At 47.0% G+C, this 25360-nt stretch carries 20 protein-coding genes, 1 pseudogene and 1 riboswitch; of the genes and pseudogenes, 14 read left to right on the top strand and 7 right to left on the bottom strand.

Going from position 1 to position 25360, the window contains the following annotated elements:
* Window positions 1-67 precede the first annotated feature (67 nt).
* Complete coding sequence (locus H509_RS0108180) at window positions 68-1291, top strand: MFS transporter (protein WP_028544659.1); 1224 nt, start codon at window positions 68-70, stop codon at window positions 1289-1291.
* Window positions 1292-1374: 83 nt separating this feature from the next.
* Here H509_RS0108180 and H509_RS0108175 read toward each other — a convergent pair whose 3' ends face one another.
* Window positions 1375-1992 carry a superoxide dismutase gene (locus H509_RS0108175; protein WP_028544658.1) on the bottom strand — a complete coding sequence of 206 codons (618 nt, stop codon included), beginning with the start codon at window positions 1990-1992 and terminating at the stop codon, window positions 1375-1377.
* Window positions 1993-2501: 509 nt separating this feature from the next.
* On the opposite strand from H509_RS0108175, the gene H509_RS0108170 reads away from it, so the two are divergent.
* The 7 genes from H509_RS0108170 to H509_RS0108140 all read left to right on the top strand — a co-directional run bounded on the left by H509_RS0108170 (window position 2502) and on the right by H509_RS0108140 (window position 8406).
* Entirely contained in the window at window positions 2502-2936 is a 435-nt protein-coding gene (locus tag H509_RS0108170) for a GNAT family N-acetyltransferase (protein ID WP_028544657.1), read from the top strand.
* Between the two features lie 150 nt (window positions 2937-3086).
* The gene (locus H509_RS0108165) at window positions 3087-3662 is read left to right on the top strand and encodes a DUF402 domain-containing protein (RefSeq protein WP_028544656.1); all 576 of its coding nucleotides are present in this window, start codon (window positions 3087-3089) and stop codon (window positions 3660-3662) included.
* A gap of 118 nt (window positions 3663-3780) precedes the next feature.
* Window positions 3781-4221: a ribonuclease HI gene (gene rnhA, locus H509_RS0108160; RefSeq protein ID WP_028544655.1), complete on the top strand. Its 441-nt coding sequence runs from the start codon at window positions 3781-3783 to the stop codon at window positions 4219-4221.
* Window positions 4222-4329: 108 nt separating this feature from the next.
* Window positions 4330-6039, top strand: a complete 1710-nt coding sequence (gene queG / locus H509_RS0108155; protein ID WP_051286891.1) for a tRNA epoxyqueuosine(34) reductase QueG — start codon at window positions 4330-4332, stop codon at window positions 6037-6039.
* Window positions 6040-6187: 148 nt separating this feature from the next.
* Window positions 6188-6433 (top strand): YneF family protein, encoded by a 246-nt coding sequence (locus H509_RS0108150; RefSeq protein ID WP_028544653.1) that lies wholly within the window; start codon window positions 6188-6190, stop codon window positions 6431-6433.
* Between the two features lie 57 nt (window positions 6434-6490).
* Window positions 6491-7084, top strand: a complete 594-nt coding sequence (folE, locus tag H509_RS0108145) for a GTP cyclohydrolase I FolE (protein ID WP_028544652.1) — start codon at window positions 6491-6493, stop codon at window positions 7082-7084.
* A gap of 263 nt (window positions 7085-7347) precedes the next feature.
* Window positions 7348-8406, top strand: a complete 1059-nt coding sequence (locus H509_RS0108140; protein WP_028544651.1) for a DUF7309 domain-containing protein — start codon at window positions 7348-7350, stop codon at window positions 8404-8406.
* Window positions 8407-8564: 158 nt separating this feature from the next.
* On the opposite strand, the gene H509_RS24660 is transcribed toward H509_RS0108140, so the two are convergent.
* Together H509_RS24660 and H509_RS0108130 are read right to left on the bottom strand one after the other, a co-directional pair.
* Entirely contained in the window at window positions 8565-9458 is an 894-nt protein-coding gene (locus H509_RS24660; protein ID WP_084159120.1) for a DNA adenine methylase, read from the bottom strand.
* 302 nt (window positions 9459-9760) lie between these two features.
* Entirely contained in the window at window positions 9761-11119 is a 1359-nt protein-coding gene (locus H509_RS0108130) for a Fe-Mn family superoxide dismutase (protein WP_028544650.1), read from the bottom strand.
* Between the two features lie 610 nt (window positions 11120-11729).
* Between H509_RS0108130 and H509_RS0108125 the strand changes: the two genes are divergently transcribed.
* The gene (locus tag H509_RS0108125) at window positions 11730-11954 is read left to right on the top strand and encodes a hypothetical protein (protein ID WP_157277549.1); all 225 of its coding nucleotides are present in this window, start codon (window positions 11730-11732) and stop codon (window positions 11952-11954) included.
* A gap of 316 nt (window positions 11955-12270) precedes the next feature.
* On the opposite strand, the gene H509_RS0108120 is transcribed toward H509_RS0108125, so the two are convergent.
* The gene (locus tag H509_RS0108120) at window positions 12271-13305 is read right to left on the bottom strand and encodes an alpha/beta hydrolase (protein ID WP_028544648.1); all 1035 of its coding nucleotides are present in this window, start codon (window positions 13303-13305) and stop codon (window positions 12271-12273) included.
* Window positions 13306-13775: 470 nt separating this feature from the next.
* On the opposite strand from H509_RS0108120, the gene H509_RS0108115 reads away from it, so the two are divergent.
* Entirely contained in the window at window positions 13776-14528 is a 753-nt protein-coding gene (locus tag H509_RS0108115; RefSeq protein WP_028544647.1) for an IclR family transcriptional regulator, read from the top strand.
* A gap of 97 nt (window positions 14529-14625) precedes the next feature.
* Window positions 14626-14739, top strand: a riboswitch (TPP riboswitch).
* Between the two features lie 98 nt (window positions 14740-14837).
* Here the strand turns inward: H509_RS0108115 and H509_RS24655 are convergent.
* Window positions 14838-15080 (bottom strand): hypothetical protein, encoded by a 243-nt coding sequence (locus H509_RS24655; protein ID WP_157277546.1) that lies wholly within the window; start codon window positions 15078-15080, stop codon window positions 14838-14840.
* Window positions 15081-15122: 42 nt separating this feature from the next.
* Between H509_RS24655 and thiC the strand changes: the two genes are divergently transcribed.
* The 4 genes from thiC (at window position 15123) to H509_RS0108095 (ending at window position 19665) form a co-directional block, all read left to right on the top strand.
* Entirely contained in the window at window positions 15123-16880 is a 1758-nt protein-coding gene (thiC, locus tag H509_RS0108110; RefSeq protein WP_028544646.1) for a phosphomethylpyrimidine synthase ThiC, read from the top strand.
* 192 nt (window positions 16881-17072) lie between these two features.
* Window positions 17073-18062 (top strand): ABC transporter ATP-binding protein, encoded by a 990-nt coding sequence (locus H509_RS0108105; RefSeq protein ID WP_028544645.1) that lies wholly within the window; start codon window positions 17073-17075, stop codon window positions 18060-18062.
* The gene (locus H509_RS0108100; RefSeq protein ID WP_028544644.1) at window positions 18055-18861 is read left to right on the top strand and encodes an ABC transporter permease; all 807 of its coding nucleotides are present in this window, start codon (window positions 18055-18057) and stop codon (window positions 18859-18861) included. Before H509_RS0108105 ends, H509_RS0108100 begins: the two co-directional genes overlap by 8 nt.
* A gap of 111 nt (window positions 18862-18972) precedes the next feature.
* Window positions 18973-19665, top strand: coding sequence for an ABC transporter permease (locus tag H509_RS0108095; protein WP_169450871.1), 693 nt, complete (start codon window positions 18973-18975; stop codon window positions 19663-19665).
* Here the strand turns inward: H509_RS0108095 and H509_RS0108090 are convergent.
* Both H509_RS0108090 and H509_RS0108085 read right to left on the bottom strand, forming a co-directional pair.
* Window positions 19666-20175: pseudogene (locus H509_RS0108090) on the bottom strand (hypothetical protein); the annotation flags it as partial. It lies immediately after the preceding gene.
* A gap of 128 nt (window positions 20176-20303) precedes the next feature.
* Entirely contained in the window at window positions 20304-25337 is a 5034-nt protein-coding gene (locus tag H509_RS0108085) for an S-layer homology domain-containing protein (RefSeq protein WP_028544641.1), read from the bottom strand.
* Window positions 25338-25360 lie beyond the last annotated feature (23 nt).

Raw genomic sequence — 25360 nt, 5'->3', positions numbered from 1 at the left:
AGGCTTTTAGCTTGGCATTATCATATAATAAAACTAATAAAAACAAAATAGTTTTAGGAGTGGAAGTATGTCATTGTTTCAAAAATTTACACGTACACAATGGATTGGTTTAGGTTTAGTGATCAGTATTTTATTTATCGACATGTTATTATACAGTATCTTTATTCCTGTCGTGCCGTATTTTACGGAAGCGTATCAGATGTCTTCGACGACATTAGGACTGCTATTTGGGAGTTATGCGGCTGCGCTGTTTCTAATGACACCGATGTTTGGCCGCATTACAGATCGATTTGGCAGACGTAAAACGATTATGCTCGGGCTTGTCTGTATGATTGGAGCTACGATGTTGTTCGTATTTTCACAGACGACAGGGACACTTATTTTAGCACGATTTATTCAAGGATTGGCAGCAGCAGCGTCCTGGACTGCCGCATTGGCGCTGCTGGCAGATTTGTTCTCAGGAGCGATGCGGGGCACAGTTATGGGAATTGCGATGACAGGAATCTCATCTGGCTCATTGCTTGGTGCTCCGATTGGTGGTTGGCTGTTTGAGGTAGGGGATCATCATACGCCGTTTTGGTTTGCGGCGGCTATAACCGCCGTTATATTTGTACTGGCGCTGCTCTTTTTGCGTGAGCCTGAGCGGAGGGAGCGGCAGGCTAGCGGAGGCACATTTTCGCTGCTTCGTCATCGCACGGTGCTTTTTATAGCCGTTGTTATTTTGTTGGCAGAGACTACTTTAACATTATTAGAGCCACTGCTGCCCAACTTTATGACGGAGCGGTTCCAAATGTCGCCGCTGATGTTAGGGTTACTCTTTGGTGCAATGACGTTAAGCTATGGTTGTATCGCTCCAATAGGGGGAACGTTAGCTTCGCGTGGTAATCCGTTTAAGTTAATGCTAATCGGCCTGACTGGAATTGCCGTTACGTTGCCGCTAATTGCGGTAGTAGATCACATCGTGCTCGTATTTGTAGTAGGATGCTTGATTGGTGCGGCGGTTGGTTTCACTCTTTCACCGACTTTGCCAACATTAGGCGCAATCGTGGATCGAGACACAGATGGGGACTACGGAGTTGCGTATGCGTTATTTAATATGATTCATGCTGTGGGTATGATGCTTGGACCCATAGCGGGAGGTGTGCTTACAGACTTAATGTCTGTGACGACCGCACTAGTAGTTATAGGTATTATGATACTAGCAGGTGTGTTTAGCGGGTTCGTCTTGATCAGAACAAAGCCAGCGACATTTACGGCGATCCGTTCACCTCAAGCGGGTGCGAAAGTTTAACAGCAGTAAAAAGTAAAAGAACAGAGGCCCTTGTCTTAGCAGTATACCTGCTGAAGCAAGGGCCTCTGTGTATGTTGTCCTAATTAGTTGTTCAAAGCTGCTGCGTAACGTTTCTCAACTTCAGTCCAGTTGATGACGTTAAAGAATGCAGCGATATAGTCAGGACGTTTATTTTGATAGTTCAGGTAGTAGGCATGCTCCCACACATCAAGGCCAAGAATCGGTGTCTTGCCTTCCATAATTGGGGAGTCTTGGTTAGGTAGGCTGTAAACGGACAATTTGCCGTTGTTATCTACTGCCAAGAAAGCCCAGCCGGAGCCAAAGCGAGTTGTAGCTGCTTTCGCAAAGTCCTCTTTGAACTTGTCGAAGCCGCCAAGTTCAGCATTGATTGCTTCTGCTAATGCGCCGGAAGGTTGGCCGCCACCGTTAGGCCCGATCACTTCCCAGAAGAGGGAGTGGTTCGCATGACCGCCGCCATTGTTGCGGACAGCTGTACGGATGTTCTCAGGTACGCTGTCAAGATCAGCGATCAAGTCTTCAATCGACTTGGATTGCAGTTCTGGAGCGGATTCAAGCGCCGCGTTTAAGTTAGTTACATAAGTATTGTGGTGACGATCGTGGTGAATCATCATAGTTGTTTCGTCAATGTGCGGCTCCAATGCATTATTAGCATAAGGAAGTGCAGGTAATTGGTGTGCCATTTGAAAATACCTCCTAAAAGATATGTAGTAGTCTATACACTTCATTAAACATGATTCAAGGGAATAAATCAACAAAAATGTTTAGAAAGTAGCTCGAAGTCAAATGTGTTGATGTCCCAACCTTACCACATTACCCGAAAACAGCGAATTTCAAACGGGGAGCACTTTAATTTCACGCTATTTCGCATAACTTATACGAATGCCCATATTTCGACAGCAGCTGAAGTGGACGACTTTTATTAAGGAAGTGTCAATATCATGCTAGTTTTACCAATATATTATGGAACTGGGGTAATGAAGATATGTAAACGCTTACTATTAAGCGCTTACAGAAGCAAATAAGAGAATTACCATGATTTTTTATGGAAAATGGTTAAGAAAGAAGGAATTTCGTCTTTTTTGTCGTAATTGTAAACTGTATAATAGATATAAGTTAGATATAAAGTAGCAGACGGACGTAGAGATAAATAGTCGAACCACTATAGCTCAGGATGAGGGAGAAGCTAAACATGAATGTTCGTTCCTTTCGATTGTCGGATTATATGCCGGCTACAGAGTTGTTGCAAGCGTCATTATCAGAAGAGTGTTGTGAGAAGACGTTAGAAGCTTTCGCCAGACAGTTGTCGTTGGATGGCGAATTGGTTGTTGTGGCAGAAATGGAGCAAGACGGTGAAACTAGTATCGTCGGAATTGCTATCGGCACAGTAGACCGTGACAATGGTTATTACTATCGATTAGCCGTGCATCCGGAGTACCGCAGTCAAGGTGTAGGTCGTGCACTTGTCGCCAAGTTGGAGCAGAAGTTCCAGCAGCGTAAGGTCAAGAACATTATGATTGCTGTTGATGAGCATACAGAAGTTGTACTGCCATTCTTCGAGCAATTGGGTTATGGAGCGCAATACGTCATGCGTTCGCTACAGAAGCTTCGTATCGTTACGGGCTAATGCAACAAGAGTGATTACAAACACTCTAATCAGGATATCATTGTATGGGAAGGCATATCTTTTCAACCGTTGCAATCGGGGGAAAGATATGCTTTTCTATTACTATAAATAATTTGTTAAAATTACGTCATTTATAAATGAGGAAAGCGTATGGAGCGTTATGAACAAGTGCTCGTAAAAAGTTTTAAGCATGATGGTCATCTTCACCGCATGTGGCTGAAGAATTGGATCGTACCGCAGTCGAAGCGTCATCCGCTTCATACAGGCGAGGACATGCGTATTCTCATTAATAGCCAGACGCCGATTCAGGAAGCGGATGGGAAGCAGTGGCTAAGTAAAGTGCCAGCTGTTACCTTTTTTATTCCTCAGCAATGGTTTAATGTAGTTGCGCTAATAGAAGAGCACGGCGTTCGTTATTATTGTAATGTGGCGTCTCCTTATTATGAATGTGCAGGTGTGTACACCTACATTGATTATGATCTGGATGTTATACGACATGCCAATGGTCATGTAGCGGTGGTGGATCGGGATGAATATGACCATAATCGCTTAGTATATCGTTATTCGGAACTCGTGGAACGTAAAGTATCGATTGGTCTTGAAGCTGTAATGGAGCGAATACGCGCAGGTCGTGCGCCGTTTCAGGATGAGGCGGTCTGTTGGTATTTTGAACAATGGAGGCTTTGGATGTCGGCGGCGGAGTTGTCGGAGCAGGAGTTGGATTAGGTAGGGGGTGTCACCACATTAGCTTAGGTTAATGTGGGAGTTAACCGAACTGACGCTAAGAGAAGCTGAGATATCCGTCGTTACAAAGCAGGTTGATTTCGGTGCTGGGGGTATACAGGTGAAGAAAGTTACAATTTATACAGATGGCGCCTGTTCTGGGAATCCTGGTCCCGGAGGATGGGGCGCTGTTCTTCTTTATGGGGAGTATCGCAGGGATATGTCGGGAGCGGAAACGTATACGACCAACAATCGTATGGAGATCAAGGCGGTCATTGAGGCGCTTATGGCGCTGCATGAGGCTTGCAGAGTCCAGCTATATAGCGATTCGGCGTATGTGGTGAACTGTTTTCAACAAAGATGGATCTACAATTGGGTGAAAAATGGCTGGCGCAACAGCAAAGGGCAGGAAGTAGAAAACAAGGACCTATGGCAACAATTGTGGCAGCTAATGCAGAAGCATCCGGTTGAATACGTAAAGGTTAAAGGTCACAGCGACAATGAATTTAACAATCATTGTGATTTTTTGGCGCGTGAAGCGATTAAAAGCATGAAGAAATAAGATCGGTTGATTAGGGTGTCTCCTGATACAAACGACAAATGGACTCAAATGTAAATGGAAGTGGACGCTAATTTGTATGTGTCAGGCAAAGGGAGGAGGTGAGCGGGAATGAAGCAGCAAGATCGTGTCGAACTGGTGCCGAAATGGGCACGAGAGCAGACCACACGCTGGGCACGTCTGAAAGAGCTTATTTTAGAGGCAGCGCCACAGCTTGGTATCGACCAGATCGGCTTTACGACAGCCGACCCGTTCATCGAATTGAAGGAGCGTCTGCAAGAGTCAGTCGATAAAGGGTATGCATCGGGCTTTGAAGAGCCTGATTTGGACAAGCGTACGAATCCCCGTCTGCTGATGCCTGAAGCACAGTCTATTCTCTCCATTGCGATAGCGTATCCTTCCAAACTGCCAGAAATTCCGAAGTCTGAGCCAGGTGCATACCGTGGTATGTTTGCACGAACGGCCTGGGGCATGGATTATCATCATGTGCTGCGTGAACGTTTAAAACGATTAGAGGCATACATCCATGAGCAGGTGCCCGATATGGAACTCAAATTGATGAGTATGGTAGATACCGGCGAGCTGTCAGATCGGGCAGTAGCGGAGCGGGCGGGCATCGGCTTTAGCGGCAAAAACTGCTCTATTATCTCGACTAAGCTCGGTTCATGGATTTACCTTGGAGAGATGATTACGAACATTCCATTTCCGCCAGATCGCCCTGTGACGGAGGATTGTGGGGAGTGCACGCGCTGCTTGGATGCTTGTCCGACGTCAGCATTTGTCGGGCCTGGGCAGTTGAATGCGCAGCGCTGTATCTCGTTTCAGACACAGGTAAAGGATACGCTGACCGACGAGATGATGGTGAAAATGGGCAACCGCTTGTATGGCTGTGATACGTGTCAGATGGTGTGTCCGAAAAATAGAGGACTGAACTGGACACACCAGCCAGAGCTGCAGCCTGATCCAGAGCTGGCCAAGCCGCTGCTCGTTCCGATGCTGACGTTGTCTAACCGTCAATTTAAGTCGGAATTCGGCATGAGCGCCGCCGCATGGCGCGGCAAAAAGCCGATCCAGCGCAACGCAATTGTGGCGCTGGGCAATTTCCGCGACCGCCAAGCCGTGCCGGCACTGGCGGAACTGCTGCGTGCGGACGATCGTGCCGAGATTCGGGCGACGTCCGCATGGGCTCTTGGCCGCATTGGTGGGGCGGCCGCAATTGAGGCGCTCACGAAGGCATTGCCGCGTGAGCGGGTTGAGGAGGTCGTGCAGATGGTGCAGGATGCAATAGCACAGGCAGTGGGCGAACCAGAGCCGCTATACGTGCAGGAGATGGTATCACCAATTGGACCTTTGACGTTGGTAGGAACGCTGGATGGATTGTGTGCCATTGAGTTTGGCACCATTTTGGAGCGCTCGGAGAAGATTCATGCATGGGCGGAAAAGGCGATAGGTCCTGTGACTTTACAGCGTCACCCTGAAAGGCTGAAGGCAGCCAAAGAGCAGCTGGAGCAATACTTTGCAGGTGAACGTCGTGAGTTCGATCTCAAGCTTGACCTGCGCGGAGGGACACCTTTTCAGCGCAGTGTGTGGCTGGCGCTAAAGGAGATTCCTTACGGCACAACGTGCAGCTATAAGGCAATTGCAGAAGCGATCGGCAATCCGCAGGCTGTTCGTGCGGTTGGAGGTGCCAATAATCGGAATCCGATGTCGATTATTATCCCTTGTCACCGTGTAATTGGCGCGTCTGGCGCGCTGGTAGGTTACGGCGGTGGGTTAGATATTAAGGAGCAGCTGCTGCGCTTGGAAGGAATCATCACGTAGTCGAGAGCTTGTATTTTTCAGTAGAGAAGATTAGGGCATAATTGTAAAGGAGCGGCTGACATGCTATCATTATTGCGGTGGCAGTCTGTTTGTCGCTTTAGGTGTAGAGCAATATTACATTAGATGATGTTGGGGTGACCATAAGAAGATGTGGATTACGATTACGGCAATCGTGTGTCTTATAGTTGGCGCTGTGGCAGGATTTGCAGGCGGCGTATACTATTTGCGCAATCAGATGACCAAGATGCAGTCTGATCCTGCAATGCTACAGAAGATGGCGAAGCAAATGGGCTATAACCTGAATTCGAAGCAGATGCAGCAGGCGCAGAAGATGATGTCTGGTAATGCAGGGATGCCAGGCAAGGGCAATCCGGGAAAGAAATTTAAAAGATAAGCGATTTTGTATAGACGGGTGTCTGACACCTAGAGTGTATGGCAGGGGGGAGCAATCATGGCCGGCGTGAAAGATTACGTCAATACGCAAGTTGGCGCAAACCGGGAGCGGATCGAATTCCATATTAAGGAGTTGTTGAAGCTGATCGGTGAAGATGTCGAGCGAGAGGGGTTGCTCGATACACCTGCGCGAGTCACACGTATGTATGAAGAAATATTTGCGGGATATGACGTTGATCCGCGTGAAGTATTAGGAGTCACCTTTGACGAGCAGCATGAAGAGCTTGTCATTGTTCGAGATATCACGTATTATAGCCAATGCGAGCACCATATGGCGCCGTTCTTTGGTAAAGTGCATATTGGGTATATTCCAAGCGGCAAGATAGCGGGCCTTAGCAAGTTTGCCCGCCTCGTTGAAGCGGTCACACGCCGTCTGCAAGTGCAGGAGCGGATTACGTCCGAGATCGCAGATATTATGGAAGAGGTATTACAGCCTCATGGCGTTATTGTTGTGGTAGAAGGCGAGCATTTGTGCATGTGTGCACGAGGTGTGAAGAAGCCAGGCAGCAAGACGATAACATCTGCGACACGAGGCGTCTATAAGACCGATGCCGCACAACGCTCGGAATTTTTGACGTTATTAAAGCAGTAATCGCAGGGTTTTAATTCATGTTATTATGGAACCCGTTCCGGGCTGGAACGGGTTTTTGTATCGTAAAGAAGTTCGTGCTGCTAATCCTCTGTGTGTAAAACTGAACAAAGATCACAGACGCAGCAAAGATTCGAATGTATTTAAGCTTCGGATCTGTTGGAATGATGACCAGAAAGTACGCTTGATACAGGAGCGCTCTTTAAGGTTCATCACGACAGCGATGGATTACGTTGTCAGGCACACAAAGGAGGAAGACAGAACAAATGATAGAATCAAAAGAGCAAGTGGAAGTGACTGAGCAGGAAATCGCCTTGACGGAAGAACAGGCGGAATGGGTACGATTATATGAAACAGCTAGCGCCTATAAGAAAATGGCTAGCTGGAAGTGGATGTCGGGGAACCATATTTTTGGTGTGCGTAATCCGGAAAATGGAGAGATGGGCTACTGCAGCATTATGGGTTCAGATGAGTCGTTATTTGGCCTAGCGGTGTTCCGTGGCGGAGAAGGATTGGAGAGCTTGCACGATATGCTGCTGGAGCGTGATGAGCGTTACGCTTGGCTGCATCGTCAGAAGTGTATTATGGTAACTTTTGAAGACCGTACGGATCTGGAGAAGCAAGACCTTGCGCAAATTAAGGAATTGGGTCAACGCTTCCGTGGACGCAAAACATGGCCGATGTTCCGTATTTTTGACCCAGGACTTGTGCCTTGGACGCTGGATCAGGAGCAGGTACGTTATTTGACGGTAGCCTTGGAGCAGGCTATGGACTTGGCCGGCCGTGCAAAGAAGAACGAGGCTGTGTTAACTGCACCTCGATCCGGACAAGTGCTCGTTCGCTCCAATGAGAACGGCGAGTGGCAGGATGTGTGGATGGACCCAGAATTTGTTCTGAAGCGCCCAGTGAAAGCGGAGTGTGAAGATCAAGCTCTGTTAAACGATTTGATGGCACGCTTCCCCAACAAAAAGGGGCAGTGGGAGACGGAGTTCTTCTTTGCGCCAGTAGCCGTTAAGGGAGAAGGCGATCGTCCGTATTATCCGCGTTTGTGTCTATGGGTGGATCGGGCAACTCGTTCAGCTGTAGGATTCCACTTGGCCTATGACGACAATTATGAGCAGGAATTTTTGAAACATTTCTTGCAACTGGTTGAGGAGAAAGGGGCAAGACCGCAAAAGCTGATTATTCGTACAAATGATACGGTCGACCTATTCGAAAAGACGGCACAGCGCATGAAAATCCGCATTGAGCGTGAACCACGTCTTGCTTATTTGGAAGAAGCACGCGACGATCTGTTTGAATACTTTATGAAGAACCAGAAGTAAGGACAACAGGCTTCACAGTGATATTGGCTGTGTGGTCATATCAGCATAATTTGTGAATAAGAGGTGGCTTCTGAGTGGATCAGAGGTCACCTTTTTTATATAATCATAATGAAAGAAGGAACGTAATTCCCGACGTAGAGCGGGAGTCACGTTCCTTTTTATATTTTTAAAGCCATGACATGTTCTTGTTGCTCGGATAATAAATTTTCTCCTAGCGGTGGTGGCTCATAGTTCATAATAATTAGCTCAGGTATTTTGCCCCGCGCACTAGGTACGGAGTTAATTAGTCTCCGTGCTTTTACATGGTGAATGTGATACTCCTGAAATAGGTCCATAATAAAATCAGTCGCATGGTTGGACAGCATCACATATACGCCACGCTTGTCCAATTCCCGAAACAACTCGGCAAGCCTGCGCTGCTCTTCCCGCCCGAATCCTCCGATCGTATACGTAGTGAATGAGGAGGTTGTAGACAATACATCGTACGGAGGGTCAAAATAAACGAAATCCCCGGCACGCGCGTGTCGTAAAGCAGCTGTGTAATCGCCTTGTCGCATCAAAATTTCATTGGATTGAAAATAGTTTGATAAGGCACGGATCTTTCGCTCCTGAACAAAATCGATTGCGCAATATTTTCCAAAAGGAACATTAAAAAAACCTTTGCTATTAACCCGATATAATCCGTTAAAACATGTTCTGTTCATATATAGGGTGCGTGCAGCCCGCTCAATGGGACTAAGTTTTGAATAGTTTACCCGATCACGATCCCATGATCTTACCTCGTAATAATAATTTTCTGTGTTCTGGTGTGTCGATAAAATAGAGATCAGTTCCTCAGGGTGCTGCTGGACGACACGATACACATTAATCAAATCTTCGTTTATGTCATTAATAACTGCGCGTACAGGGCATACGGCAAATAAAAGAGCACCTCCGCCGACAAAAGGCTCGTAATAGGACGCAATTGACCAGTCAAGCAGCGGTAACCGCGCACGAAGATGAGGCAGCAATTGTCGTTTGCCACCTGCCCATTTGACGATTGGCTTAAGCATTCTTATCTCCTATCTCATGTCAATTATTTTAACGGTAAACGATTTATATAAAAGAAAAAGCGGCTGAGAGCCGCAGTGTTGAACAAACTAATATTAAAAAATGAATGTTGATAATACTATTGTATCGTTGGCGAGATAGGGAAGCAAGACTGAAAAGACTGGGGATAAAACCAACTTCATTGTAGTACATGTTTCGTGTAAAGTGGAGGTCCGTTAAAGCGGTTCTTTTTTATACAAATGCTCAGTCATAGGGTGAACAAAACTGTGGTAACAAAGAAGGTATTAACGTGTAGAGTCAAAGGTTAGAAAGGTTCCCATTGCAGTTTGCGTGCATGGACATAACGCTCGTTTACAATCGGCCAATAGACGACGTTCCACCAGTCTGAAATGTAATTGGCGCGTTTATTTTGATGCTTTAAATAATAGGCATGTTCCCAAACGTCAACAGGCAGGAGCGGAACGATATCCCACTGTGACAGGTTTTGATGTTTTTCAGCTTGTAATATTTCAAGTCGGCGGCTGCGTGGGCTCCAAACTAGGACAACCCAGCCTCCCCCTTCCACCTTGATGGCTGCCTGCGAAAAGTGCTGCTTAAACGCTGCGTAGCTGCCAAAGTCACGCTCGATCTGCTGCCGAAGTTCGCCCTGCGGTTCTCCTCCGCCATGTGGATTCATCGTGTCCCAGAAAATAGTGTGGAGATAATGACCCGCACCGTTAAACGCAAGCTCCCCAGAGAGCGCCTTGACCAAGTCATAGTTGCCCGTCCGGCGTGCCTCTTCAAGCGCAAGTTCCGCATGGTTTAAGCCGTCGACGTAAGTTTGATGATGCTGATTATGATGGATACGCATCGTCTTCTCGTCAATGTGCGGCTCAAGCGCATGGTAGGGATACGGAAGCGGCGGCAGGCGGTGTTCGCCGGGCGGCACGTATACATTGTCGGGGCGATTGGCGACCTGTGGCGCCGCAATAGGTGCGCTGCTGCGCTGCGACTGAGCGCCAGCAGCCCCACCAGCGCCGTTGCCGCTGCCGGCAAGCCACGGCTTGCCGCCGTTCGGGCGCTGACCGCGCCCAGTGCCGATGAACGCGCGGATCTCGTCAGCGCGTTCTGTATGCGTCTGCGCCACAGCGCGATCGTCCGCACCAGGCTGCGCGGCGGAACTAGGCGATACCGCCCGCAGCGCATGAATGTGCGCCTTCGGCTCGGCTGGCTGCGCTGTGTTATTGCTGATCGCAGCCAGCGGCATGTTGGCGAGTGTCTGCGTCGCACTCACAAACACATACGATTCGCGTACAATATGCGCGATAACAAGGGTGACAAGCGGTAAGTTGTGCACCGCTTGACTGTACTGCTTCAAATATTCGAGCTGCTGGGTAAATTGTTCGGATTGATATACAGCGGCTTTAAGCAGCAGTTCGATCTGTTCGTTCAGAGCCTGATCTGTCTGGCCGTTGTTATTTTGAATGGCAAGGAGCCAATTACGGGCAGTTTCTTCTGTCTTGATAAAGACATGCTCCCACTCTTCTAATAGTTGTACGTATGTGGGCTCAAGATCCGGAACTATTTTCTGAATAAGTACGGTATGCTCCTGTTCTTGATTTTTCCAGCTTATAATTTCCTCCAACAAGCGAACGGGCATTAATGGCCCATAAATCGTTAGCACGACAGTCCCTCCCTAGCCTCATAGCTCCGTGGTGCGCTGCTATAAATATATGACAAGAAGGCGTTGTCCTATTATCGATTTTAAACTGTCAAAGCTGAAGGTGCGCGTTAGCCTGAGCCAATCCAATTAGCACGCTCGTCTGTATGCTAGTTGGAGATGAATGCAGTTTATCCTACAATATTACACATTTGTTATGTTGCATAATTCTGGTTCAACAACAATTTTCTTCATTGCAGCCCCAAAAAACGAGGCTGTCCAGAAAATCAGTCTAAACTGACTTGACTACGGACGACCCGTTTTGTTGAATGTTAAAAATAAGAACAAAAAGCCGTCCTTTGTGAAATGGAAGGTACACTAACACTTCACAAAGGACGGTTTTTATGCGTAATCAAATGACTACTACGGAACAGTATGTTATACATTTGGCACCAACGCCCTACCTATAAGCGCTGCTTCACCCCCATCATGTAGAGCCTAGCTGCGTCTTCTTTACCGTTGCCCAAGACGGTGATAGCCCGACGTAGGCTATGATAGTGAGGAAAATGATTTGTATGCGGTAGGGGAAGACAAAGAACTGCGTTTTAATGCGCTCCTACCTTACGATAGCTATATGAAGGAGAACAGACGTCGTTACAAAAAGGGCAATCGGCATGCCTCGATCTGGACGTATGATGGGCACGATGATCGGTTCATGTGCCCGAATGGCCGCTACGTTCGCTTTAAGAAATACAAAACGATAGAGGAAAGCATGGAGAGCGATGATATCTGGTTGAATAGGTTGGCTTTGGTGGACAGACGATCCGTTATGTGCGGTAAAAACACACTTTTGGTGTAGTTACCGGACAGGATATCCGCTATTGCCTCCAAACTACCGCCAAACGGGGACGAAATCCGCAAATAGCGTACCTCCTGTCCGCTAAGCGGTCTAATAATCCTTACATCAAACCCTTAACGGATCTCTAGTCCGGTCACGTATTCCTCGCCACTACCGCACCAGCATACTGATAATCCGCACATTCTGCACCTAAGTTGTAACGGTATGCGTTAATGGTATTAATCAGCTTCACTTTGGTAACAAGGTTAATGGTATTAATAAGGTTGATGTGCTAATGAGATTCATTGTGCTAGTGAGATTTATGGTGTTAACAAGGCTAACGATGTTCATTGCGCATCGCAAGCAGCATTTCTCGCTCCTCTGTGCGCTCCAGAAACAAGGACACTTGACGCAAATAATCTTTACTATGCGCTCGGTAAACCATCTCATGCTGGGCTTGCGGGACGATCCAGGAGGAGGAGAGCGCTGGATCTTGGTTAGCCGCAATTTGTTCAGCAATCGTATAGGGTGCTTTAGTATCGTCCGTGCCGTGAATAAACAAAGTTGGAATCGGATACTGATGCTTTTTTACTTCGTTATAAGGGATCTGGTTCAAGCTTGTATCGTTAAGTAGCGGGAACATGCCGCGCAGTATGTCCAGTGAAGGATGCTTAGGCACATTAACGAATTGCTGCAAATTGTGATACAGTGTATCGGGCTCCAACAGAAACGTACTGTCAAGAACCATACCATCAATCCCGTTATTTTCAACAAGTCCTGCCTGTAATGCAGTTCCCGCTCCCATTGAGAAGCCCCATACAATAACTTCTTTAGCACCACGTGCCTGAGCCAGTTCTACCGCCCCAAGGAGTTGTTCCTTCTCCAAACGGCCACCTGTTGCTTTTGTCTTATGCTGCTCTGAAGCAAAACCATAATCAAACATAACAACATTGTATCCTAGCCGATGTGCGTATTGAGCCAAGTCATACATAGGGACCCAATATTCTTCACGATTGGCGCCGTAGCCATGACTGAATACGATCGTCCGTTCAGAAGCTTGGCTAGCTGGAATGTACCATCCGTCAACTAATGTATGTTTGTCCCGAGCAGGGAAGGTAACGGTATCATACTTCATCCCTTTTGAGGCTAATGGATTAGAGAACAACGGCGGTACTTCAGGATTGGCAAACATCCAAGCAATAAAGGCATGGAGGGCCAGAAAAATGATAACAGCCGCAAATAGAATCGACAATGAGAGGGCAATGGCTACGTGTTTAAGCCGCAATCGCTTAGCTGCCAAAGAGCTGGGACTTAAAGGAGCAAGCCATTCTGGCTGTACAGCTGGGGAAGTCGTCGTCACAGGTGTGTTCATAATGGTGCCCTCCTTTTGCGAGTGAATGCTGGATAAATAGGCTTCACTGGTCATGCTCGTTAGTTATGTCTTCTCGGCGATAAAAGAAAAGGCTAGGGCCTAAGTCTTATTTGAAAGAGTTGTTATCGAAAATGTCGATAGTTGCAGCTCAAAGTATGACGAAATCTGAATGTTGTTCTTCTATGTCTATCGTATGCGGGGAAGCCTATCATAGCAACGGTTCTAAGTGATTTGTAAGGATAATGTAATCATCCCGTAACATAAGGGGGCCAGATAGGCGTTTATGTCGAAAGAGGGACTAAAGTCCAGGAATAACTCAGCAGCGTTGAGAGATGTACGTATTTTTAGAACTAGTGAGCAGGAAGGCGTCATAATATGAATGAGAAAGGATACTTTACGATTGATGAACAGGAGAGTTATACTAGATGTAACGAGGTTTCATAGAATGAAACGGAAGAAGGCGGTATAAGATGGAAGAACGCGGAGGAAAGCAAACCGTCCGCGCGGTTGAACGCGCGCTTGATATATTAATGTGTTTTGCTGGAGAGAAGGACTTAAGTTTGACCGAGATTGCGGCTCGAATTGAGTTAAATAAGAGCACTGTCCACCGACTGTTGGCTACGTTGGAGGAGCGCGGCTTTATTTTACGTAATAATGATAAGTTTCGACTAGGTTATAGCATCTGGGAGCTTGCGGCAAATTTGACGGAAGTGGATGATCCCGCCCAATTGCTGCTGCCAGAGATGGAACGATTGCGTGAACAACTAGGGGAGACGGTAAGTCTATACGTTCGCGATGGGAATAACCGCATTCGTATTCAGGCTGTCCAAAGTAAGCAGGCGATTCGACGTGTAGCCACTGTGGGCGCCCGCCTGCCGTTGTATGTTGGCGCATCCAGTAAGGTGCTGCTGGCTTTTGCGGATTCTGCTGAACGGGAAGAAGCTGTACAAGAATCCACTTGGCCCGCTTCCATCGATCGCGAATCTTATTTACACCAACTTGAAGAGGTGAGGCAAACGGGTTATGCGCTTAGCGTCGAAGAGCGGGAGCCGGGTGCTGCTGCTGTGTCGGTGCCGATCTTTGATCGGAATCATCAATTGACAGCAGCGTTGTCTGTATCTGGCCCAGTCAGCCGAATGTCGGTGGAGATGATGCGTGAGTATGCGCCGCAATTGATGGCAGCAGCTCAACGGATGCAAACGATGATGAGAGCTATAACCTAGAGCGACATATTGGACATCAATTGTGTCTTGCCAAATGTTTTAATTTCGTGTATCTTAATATAGATTAAATCGTTAATTATTTCCAACCAATTTAATCATGCGTTACTAGGGGAGCCCCGAGCGTGGGCTGAGACAAGATCGCAACGAAGATCTTAAACCCTTTGCACCTGATCTGGATTATACCAGCGTAGGGAAGTAATCGGCACTTGAGATGGATGCAGCGAAACTTGTGTGACTTGTCACCGCTTGTTGCATCTTGAGGCAGTTCGTTGACGCCATTCAAGCCGGTTCCTTCGGGGATCGGCTTTTCTATTTGTTATGATCGTAATGGTGTATGCGGCTGTTCATATTGTCTAGTGTCACGTTCACCTTTGAAATGGAAATTAGGCTAGATAGATCAACGTTTCTGTTTTCCGCAGGACGATATTGATGCGCCGCTCCTTTCCGTTTCCCTGTCGCTTCACTTGCAGCATGTTGTTCGCTGCAAGTACCCGCATAATCCTCAGCGCTGCATAGTCCGCATGAACCTTCAATCGGGTTTGGAAAGTACAAGGAGGAATCATGATGTCAAATGGATACAAAAATAGTTCTCATATGGATGCAGACGTTCGAGAGTGGTGCGCTCCTTTTCCGAATAGCACTAAAGTGTATACGGAGGGGTCGCGAGCAGACATTCAGGTGCCAGAGCGCAAGATTAGACTCGCGGACACTGAGACACCAGACGGTGTGGAGATGAACGAGCCATTGCGTGTTTATGACACTAGCGGTCCATACACAGACCCTCAATATGTAGTAGATATCCGTAAAGGGATACCCGGTATCAAGCAAGCCTGGATTTCGGAGCGTGGTGATGTAGAGGCGTATCAGGGACGAGATATCCGTCCTGAGGACAACGGCTTCCGAACAATCGAAGCGGTAACAATTGCAGGTGCTGAGCTATTTCCGGCGGAACGCCATGTGCCGCTTAGGGCGAAATCGGGGTGCAATGTGACACAGCTTCATTATGCGCGTCGTGGCATTGTAACACCTGAAATGGAGTTTGCAGCTATTCGCGAAGGGTTATCGCCGGAATTTGTACGTGCTGAGATTGCAGCAGGACGTGCCATACTTCCCGCTAATATTAATCACCCTGAGTGCGAACCGATGATGATCGGGCGACATTTTCATGTCAAAATTAACGCCAATATCGGCAACTCTGCTGTAGCGTCTTCGATCGAGGAAGAAGTAGAGAAGATGACGTGGGCCATTCGTTGGGGCGCCGATACGATTATGGACCTATCTACTGGAAAAAATATTCACACGACTCGGGAATGGATTATTCGCAACAGCCCCGTTCCGGTCGGAACAGTGCCGATTTATCAAGCGCTGGAGAAGGTGAACGGCAAGGCAGAAGATTTGTCCTGGGAAGTATTCCGCGATACTTTAATTGAGCAGGCCGAGCAAGGGGTAGATTACTTTACGATTCATGCTGGTGTGCTGCTGCGTTACATTCCGATGACAGCTAAGCGGATGACGGGCATCGTATCGCGTGGCGGCTCGATTATGGCAGCGTGGTGTCTGGCGCATCATAAGGAGAACTTTTTATATACGCATTTTGATGATATTTGTCAAATTATGAAACAGTATGATGTTGCCTTTTCGTTAGGAGATGGACTTCGTCCAGGCAGCATTTATGACGCCAATGACGAAGCGCAATTTGCTGAGCTGAAGACGTTGGGCGAATTAACGGAGATCGCATGGCAGCACGATGTACAGGTGATGATTGAAGGGCCTGGTCACGTGCCGATGAATAAAATTAAGGAGAATATGGACCTCCAACTGGAAATATGCAAGGAGGCGCCTTTTTATACACTTGGACCATTAACGACTGATATCGCCCCAGGTTATGACCATATTACTTCCGCAATCGGTGCAGCTATGATCGGCTGGTTTGGCACTTCGATGTTGTGTTATGTGACACCGAAGGAACATCTTGGCTTGCCAAATAAAAATGATGTGCGTGAAGGGGTCATTACCTACAAAATTGCGGCGCATGCAGCTGACTTGGCGAAGGGACATCCGCGAGCGCAGCGACGTGATGATGCGTTATCGAAGGCACGCTTCGAATTCCGGTGGCGTGATCAGTTTAACTTGTCACTCGACCCGGAACGCGCCATAGAGTTCCACGACGAGACACTGCCTGCCGAAGGCGCGAAGAGTGCCCATTTCTGCTCGATGTGCGGGCCGAAGTTTTGCAGCATGCGGATTACGCAAGATATTCGACAGTATGCGAAGGAAAATGGGCTAGACGATGCTGAAGCTATCGAAGCAGGCATGCGGGATAAAGCCGAACAATATCGAGCGGCCACATAATTATATAATTCGTATCCTTAAACAGCTCCCTTCTTCATATGGGAGCTGTTGTTGTATGGATCTCCTTTTAAATAAGCTCACAAAAAATAGGGTTGAATTATATCAAAAATCGTTGATTAGTACTGTTAATTTGTCAATTTTTTCATGTATGATTGGAGGCGTGATGTTAATTATTTGATTAAAGGAGAGCATATGGGGCTTATTAGAGTTGAACAATTATACAAAGTATATAAGGTGAAAAACTCTAGGAAAGGTCTATTGGGGGGAGTCGCAGATCTTTTTGCACCTCAATGGGTGGATAAAGAAGCCGTTAATTGTATAGACTTCACAATTAATCAAGGCGAGTCTGTAGGTTATATAGGACCGAATGGTTCTGGAAAGTCTACGACAATTAAGATGCTGACAGGTATCTTGTACCCCACAAGCGGCAGGGTATTAGTCAATCATGTAGAGCCGTATCACAATCGACTGAAAAACGCTTCGATGATTGGTGCTGTATTTGGTCAACGATCTCAATTGTGGTGGGATTTAGCGATTAGGGAATCGTTTGAGTTGTTTAGACACATTTATCGAATTCCCTACCCTATGTTCAAAAAAAATTTAGACAAGATGGTAGAGTTACTGGGACTAAATGAGTTTTATTCTACGCCAGTTCGCCAATTGAGCTTAGGACAAAGAATGAGGGCCGAAATTGCTTGTGCCTTTTTTCATGAGCCGCTAATTGTCTACTTAGATGAGCCTACGATTGGTTTGGATGTCGTTGCGAAAGAACAGGTTAGACTTTTTCTAAGAGAGATTAATAAGGAAAAGCAGACAACGATTATATTAACGACACACGATATGGATGATATTCAACAAGTTTGTGAGCGCTTAATATTGATTGATCATGGACAGCTAATTTTTGATTCACCGATGGAACATTTTGTGAACCAGTACGGGAAAGAACGAATGTTATTACTTCAATTCGAACACCATGTCGATAATTTACAGGTTGATCACGGTGTGTTGGTAGAAAACCAAAATAACCAAGCCAAAATATTATTTAACAAAGATAGTATAAGTGCAACGAAACTGATTCAGAAAATGACAGAATGCTACCCCGTGATGGATTGCAAAATTGAGGAGCCGAAAATTGAACATTTAATGCGAATGGTATATGAGGAGCGAGGTAGGAATGAATAAGCCATCCTATTTCTCAACGTTTTTAGTCATTAGTAGACAGTCTTTTCTTAACTCGCTTGTGTTCAGAGCTAACTATTTCATAGATCTTATAACAGAATTTATTTTGGTTTTACTCGGCATCATCCTATGGAAGGCACTTTATAGCAGCGGGGGGACGAATGCTCCGATATCAGTAGAACAACTTGTCGCCTATATGGCTTTATCGAGAATTATTGTCAGAATAGATATGGAATTTGTTACTCAAATTCAACAGAAGGTTCTTAATGGAGAAATTGCAGGTGAGCTGCTTCGCCCCATTCCCCTCAAAGTGAATATGTTATTTCAAGAAGTGGGGCGGTTTGCAAGTACGCTTCTCATGAGAACGATCCCTATTTTTCTAACTGTAAGTTTATGGATCGGGGTATCTCTACCCAAATCTTATGCCTCTTTGTTTCTGTTTATTGTAAGTCTTATTTTTTCCTTTTCACTCGTTTTTTATATGAATTATATCGTTGCTCTTATGGCATTTTGGGTGACAAACTTATTTAGCTTAAGTGTATTTAAAGATCAAACGATTCGGTTATTATCTGGTACGCTCATTCCTCTATGGTTTTTCCCAAAATCATTGGTGGCCATCGTATATGTGCTCCCATTTGCAGGGATTGTGTTTGTTCCTATTAATATTTATTTAGGAAATTTTGACAGTGCACAATCGCTAAAATTCATAGCGATACAAGTGATATGGATCGTGGTATTGGAGTTGGTGTCGATATGGGTGTGGAGGCGAGCTGTAAAACGAATTTGCGTAAATGGAGGTTAAGAAGTGCATAGTTTATTACTATATTATAAATCGATGATCATGCAGGTGAAAACGAGTCATAGCTATCGATTTAATTACTTTTTGACCATATTTACCGTTATATTTCATTATATGGTGCAGTTGCTTGCTTTATGGATTACTCTGAATTACTTTGATTCGATTGGGGGGTGGAGTATTTATGAAGTGAGCTTTATGTATGGTTTATTTACGCTCTCTTATGGCATCATGATTTTCTTTTTTGCTGGTTTTCGTGATTTTTCCAGTCTAATTCATCATGGGAGCTTTGATATTTTGCTTATCAGGCCGCATAACCTTCTGCTTCAAGTCATATGTGGAAAGTTGGAACTGACTTCAATTGCTCACTTTGGTGTCGCGTCCTTGCTTTTTTGGTGGTGCTTTGAACATATCGAACTCACGTGGTCACTATTCAAAGTGCTGCAATTCATTGAAATTTTAGTGGCGGGTGCTTTAATTCAAGGCGGATTACTTCTTTTATGGGCGGCTTTAAGCTTTTGGTTGGTTAACACGAGCGCGCTAGTGCGTTTTGGTTGGGTGATCAATGCTAATTTTTTGAGCTATCCGCTAAGCCTATACAACAAGCCTGTTCAATGGGCTTTCACTGCTTTTCCGCTCTCTTTTATTACGTATTATCCGGCGAAGTGGTTTTTAGATAAAAGTGACACAATGGCTCCTTGGACGGCAAGTATCGGATCAATGAGTTTGATCATTGGAATATTGTTTTTTATTGTTGTTTATATCCTTTGGCTACTAGGAATACGAAGTTATAAAAGTACGGGCAATTAGGAGTGTAGGTGATGAGGCAACGATAGGAGAAGCTTGGCCTGAAGTCAGCGTTAATTTGCCGCTTTTCATATCGCGTCGTATGAACCAGAAGGCGGAACATGTCGTAACGATCCCCATGACGAGCACTAGTGGTACACTAGCGGCAATAACGCTTGCTACAGGGAGATTGGCTGCATCTGCTGTAAGCTTTGGCGCGCCTTGAATGATAAAGTCGCCTGAGAGGGCGATGCCGTGACCGAACAGGTTCATAGACATCGCCACTGCCAGCGCGGGCAAGCCAACTCTTATCGAAATAATTAGAATCGTGCCGAGTAATTCTTTAATGGCATAAACGAAGCTGGAAAATATACCGCTGACGGCTGTAATAAGCGAGCCACCCGCCATCCATCCGAGGGCGCATATGCCCACAATACAAATCAGGGTCGTATCCCTCCGACAAATTAGAAAACCGATAATCAGCGCGACAAATGGGACGTATATACCGTGTATGGCTGCAAGTTCTATTCCCATAGGACACCTCCGTGTATGGGCTTTCATTATGCTGCGTTATTATATGCATAGGCTTATGCGGAGGGAAGTATGTTGTCTCAGCAGCGCAAAAGGCCTTCTGCCAGTTATTGGTCAGAAGGCCTTTTGTGCTACTTTTTATGAGTCATTCGGTACAAAATGGCTGCTGTTTCCGCTCTAGTAGTCTGTTTGTGCGGGCGATAGCTGCCATCCTGATAACCTGTAACAATATGAGCGCTGTATAAGGCTTGGATCGCATCTCCTGCCCAGGTCGGGATAAGGTCTGCATCCGTAAATGTAAGCTTGCTGACTGCGGCAGACGGCGTAAATGCACGATAGATCATCGTTGCCATTTCGGCACGAGTGATGAAGGCATGAGGCTTAAACTGCCCGTTATGATACCCTTTCACAATGCCTCTGTTGTACAACCGATAAATAGAAGTCGCTGCCCAATCGGGAATTGACGGTTTGTCCGTAAAGCTAGGAGCAGATGCAGCTCCTTCTAATTGGAGGAGCCTGTCCAGCAGGACCGCAAATTCTGCACGTGTGATAGAGTTGTTTGGACGGAATGTTCGATCCGCATACCCGTTAATAACCTTATTCTGGATCAGGCTAACAATGTTGCTCTCGGCCCAATGCCCTTTAATATCGAGTAAGGAAGTATCCGGTTTGATCGAGCCTTCACCGTCTTTGCCGCCGGTGTTACCATTGGCATTTCCGTCTCCATTGCCGCTTCCATTGCCGTTAGACCCGTCTGTGCCTGTATTTCCATTGTTATTCCCGGTTCCTGAACCAGAATCCCCACCAGAGCCAGATCCGTTGTCCCCACCTGAACTTACAGGTGTGATGGTGGTAAGGTGGCTGGTTGTATTGTTAGCGATCTGTTTCTCGCCCCCACCGCTAACCGTTGCACGTGCGGATAACGTCGCCGGCGCGTTAGACGCGACCTTAACCGTGACGGTTAGTACGGGAGCAGACTTGCCGACATCGACAACTCCATTGTAAACGCATGTGCTGGTGCTCGTGTCACAAGTCCATTGCGAATCGCCAGCCTTGACTAGTGTCAAATCAGAAGGTAGCTGCAACTGCACAGATATAGGTGCAGTCGTTGCGGCAGCGCCTTTATTATGGACAGTGATTCCATACTTGGCGTCGCTTTGCCCTTGCTTAAAGGTGCCGCTCGGACTTAATTGTAACGTTAAGTCGGGCAGCTGTTTAATGGCAGCTTGCAGTGACGCCTTATTATTGGCGTCATTTATTTCTGCACCTCCGCTTACTTCCGCTGTTATCACATAGGATGCCAAGGCATCCCAAGGAATGTTAAAGCGAAGCAGAAGGGCAGGGTAGGCTTGGCTTTGGGTCAGTTCATCCGAACGTATACATTGCTTTTGAGTAAGGTCGCATGACCAGCCGTTACCTGTAGCTGTGAGCAATTGTAACCCTTGCGGGAAGTCCAGTTGGACATGTACAGTACCTTTCGTAGACCCTTGTCCATAGTTGGCTACAGTAACCGTCATCTCGGCTTGCTGCTGCCCTTGCTCATATGTGCCCGACGCTTGTAACCATGCTGCTAAATCTGCTGCTGGTGTAATTGTAGTGTCCACCACAGCGTCGCTGTTTGCTGTAAGAACCTCGCCCCCACCGCTTACTACAGCTTTGGCAGTCAGCGTGGCAGGGGCATTATGCGCAACCGCGACGGTGGCAACAATGTCCGTATAGTTGCCACCGGGTTGTGCGACGTCGCTGCGCGTACATTGGGCTGTCGCTACGTCACAGGACCATCCTATGCCAACTAAACGCTTTAATATGAGCTGTGACGGTAGTTCGAGCTTGGCATTAACGCTGCCTTCAGAAGGGCCGCTGCCTATATTCGACACCGTCAGCCTGTAAGAGGCGTCCTGCTGCCCTTGGCGGAAAGTACTGTCCGCAATAAGCGCTAGTTTCAAATCAGCTAACTGCTTGACTGTTACCTGTTTGCTAGCCGTATTATTGACGTTGTTCACGTCACTGCCACCCTGTATTTCTACGTTGATGACCGCTGCTGCTGGTGCATGATCTGCAATGCGGAAGACGGCACCCACGTCTGGTGCAGCAGTTCCAGCATCAATTGCGCCAGCGTAGGAACAAGAGCTAGTGTTAACTTGACATGACCAGCCCGTGCTGTTGTTCCAACTGTCCAGCGTCCAGCCAGCGGGAGGAGTAACCTTCAATGTTATTGTGCCTGAAGAAGGGCCTGTGCCGTTATTTTGGGCCGTTAAGAGCACTTTGGCACTGCTCTGGTGCTGTGCATACGGGCCAACTGCTGTAATAGATGGTACGAGATCCGGCTTCTGCACTACTTGAACGTGATAGGTCGCCGCATTATTAGTCGTGTTCTGCTCGCCACCGCCCGACGCGGCTGCTTTTAGCTCAATGGATGCAGGCGCGGTAGGATCTACTGCCAACTCGGCCGTTATCGTTGATGAACTATGTGGTGGGATGGCAGTATTTCGTGTGCACAATTTAGTGGTCTGGTTGCAACTCCAATCCTGTCCATTTAGTGCTGTCAATTGAAGCCCCGATGGAATTTGAAGCGTTACATTAATGGCGCCTGCTGTGGCTCCATCACCTTCATTCCGAACCTCAATTTTGACTATTTTGCCGCTATCACCCTGAGTAAAAGTATCGTTTGATTGCAGTTGAAGGGTAATGTCCGGCACTTGTTCGATAACAGTAACGAGTGAAGTCGTGTTGTTGGCCGAGCTGGTATCTCCTCCACCAGTAATTGCTGCACCCATCGTTACGCTGGCGGGTGAATTGGCCGCAACCATCACCTGGGCTGTAATGCTCGGGTAACTGGCTGAGACAGGAAGTTCATTTGTACGCGTACAGGAGGAGGTTGCAACAGAGCAGGACCATCCTGAACCACTTAATCCAGTAAGCGTAAATGATGCAGGTACGGTAAACGATGCCACGACTGCCGAGCCATCGGTCTTATAGGAGCCCTGATTTGTCACGCTAAGTATATAAGTTCCTGACTCATTCTGACGGAAAGCTCCCTGTGGCACCAAATTAAGAGTCAGGTCCACGCCGGACTCAATCAGAGTCGGATCTTCGACCATATTATTCGTCGAATTGCCGTCTCCGCCGCCAGATATTTCGGCACGGTTAATGGCAGTTGACGGCACACCATTCACGTCTACGAGTAGGGTGATTGGTGGATATTGGCCTCCACCAGCCAAAGCGTCGCTGCGTGTGCACGTAACTGTACCAACTGTGCACGTCCAACCTGCGCCTGAGATAGACTTGGCGATAAGGCCTGGCGGCAGCGTATCCGTGACCTTGACGAGCCCTGAGGTAGCAGCAGCACCTATATTACTCGCAGTTAGCGTATAGCTGGCATTTGTCTGCCCCTGCTTGAAATTGCCGGTATGTGTCTTCGAAAGTGTCAAATCCGGAATAGCAGTTATCGTCACATCGATGGAGCGTGTGCCTGTCCTTCCGTCAAGTGCGGTTGCTGCCAGCACAACCGTTGCTACACCCGATTTGCCCGCGACGGTGTGGATTTCAAGCGTCCGCTCTTGTCCAGAACCAGTGACTGTTGTGCTTGAAATCAGTAAAGGATCATAAGTCACTGCGGTGACGTTTACGCCTCGGCTTGCATCACCAACTCTAAACGGAATATGGACAGAGCCGCCACTTGTAACCTGCTGTCCGGTAATAGGCGATAGGGTAGGATGCGCTTCAATAGCTCCGATATCAACCGTTGCAATAGTATCTGCATCTGCACTATCTAAAATCCGTGTGCCCCCATCCATATCTGTTGAGGTTAACACAAGCAAATTGTTGCCAGCATCAATAGCTGGACTATCCATATGCAGTGGCATATGTGGCAGCTTGCCAGCAGCAGTAGTAGTCAACGGACCTAAGCCCGCACTGATAACATCAAACTGATTACCCACATCTGTAGTTAAGGTGCTGTGGCCAGGACCAATCAAATTATGTTGAGCAGATTGTATGGCTGCTCCCGCAATATTACCGCCGACGCTCGTATTTTCTGCAACGATGTTATTGTGCAGCGATAGTTTGGAATTGTTCGCTTGTACCCACAGGCCGCCACCTGATACGGTGGCTTGATTGTGGACAATCGTATTTTGAGTAAGCGTAACGGGTGATCCTGATTCTATACTAATCGCTCCGCCACTTGCAGAAGAGGAGTTGCCGACAAATGTGGACTGTACCACACGTCCAGTCATTGAATATAACGTCAGGGCGCCACCACGACTGCTTGGATAACCAGAAGCTGCATTGTTTATAAAAGAAGAGTTCTCGATATTAATGTAGCTTGGTGTTAAGGCGGATTGACTGTCTGCATATAACGCTCCGCCAGCGCGTGAGGCTGTATTATTTGAAAATATATTATTTTGGAGGTTAGCAGTTACTGCACCTGTAATAAACACAGCTCCTCCATTAGAAGTTGAACGATTCTCGCTAAACGTTGAGCCGCTAATAATCAAATGTGCGCCGTTGATGCCGCCATAGTACAGGGCAGAGCCGCCGACGTCCAAGCTTACTCCACTTTCTTTGGACTCAATGTGCTTAAAAATGGAGTTGCGAATGGTTAACGAGCCACCATTAACATAAGCGGAAATACCACCGCCATACTCGTCTTTTCCTTTAGCATTTAGCAGCGTCACATTCTCAATTGTAACGTTAGCATTAGTCAAAGGTTCATCCGGCGATAGGGAACCTACTAGCTCGAATATTCGATCGATACTGCCAGCAGGGGAAGCACCTGCTTGAATGATCACCTGACCAGGATCTGCCCCCATACCCCTGATCATAACCGAGCTGTGGATGTCCAAATCTCCGGCAAGTCCCGTATGGTCAGTGCCTGCAAGTGTCAGTGTATAGACACCAATAGGGACCAAAATGGTAGTGAGATCAGGAGTGCGGTTGCTCTCCATAATGGCTGCACGTAAGCTGCATTGATTGAAGCTGTCCGCACATTTTCCATCCTGATCGCTGATATCAATCGTATCCGCGAACGAATTAACTTCAATGATAGTAGCACCCGCGGCTTCTATTACGGGCATATTTAAAGGAAATGCTTGGAGTATTAACAAGACCGACAGGACGATTCGGACCAAGAAGGAGAAGGCACTTCTCGGCTTTCTTATACGCATGCGATAAAGCTCCTTTCTGTGCT

It is taken from the genome of Paenibacillus taiwanensis DSM 18679 (assembly GCF_000425125.1).
In the GTDB taxonomy this organism is placed as follows: Bacteria; Bacillota; Bacilli; order Paenibacillales; family Paenibacillaceae; genus Paenibacillus_B; species Paenibacillus_B taiwanensis.
Note: the sequence above shows the minus strand (reverse complement) of the source record. Positions and strands in the feature narration are given on the sequence as shown.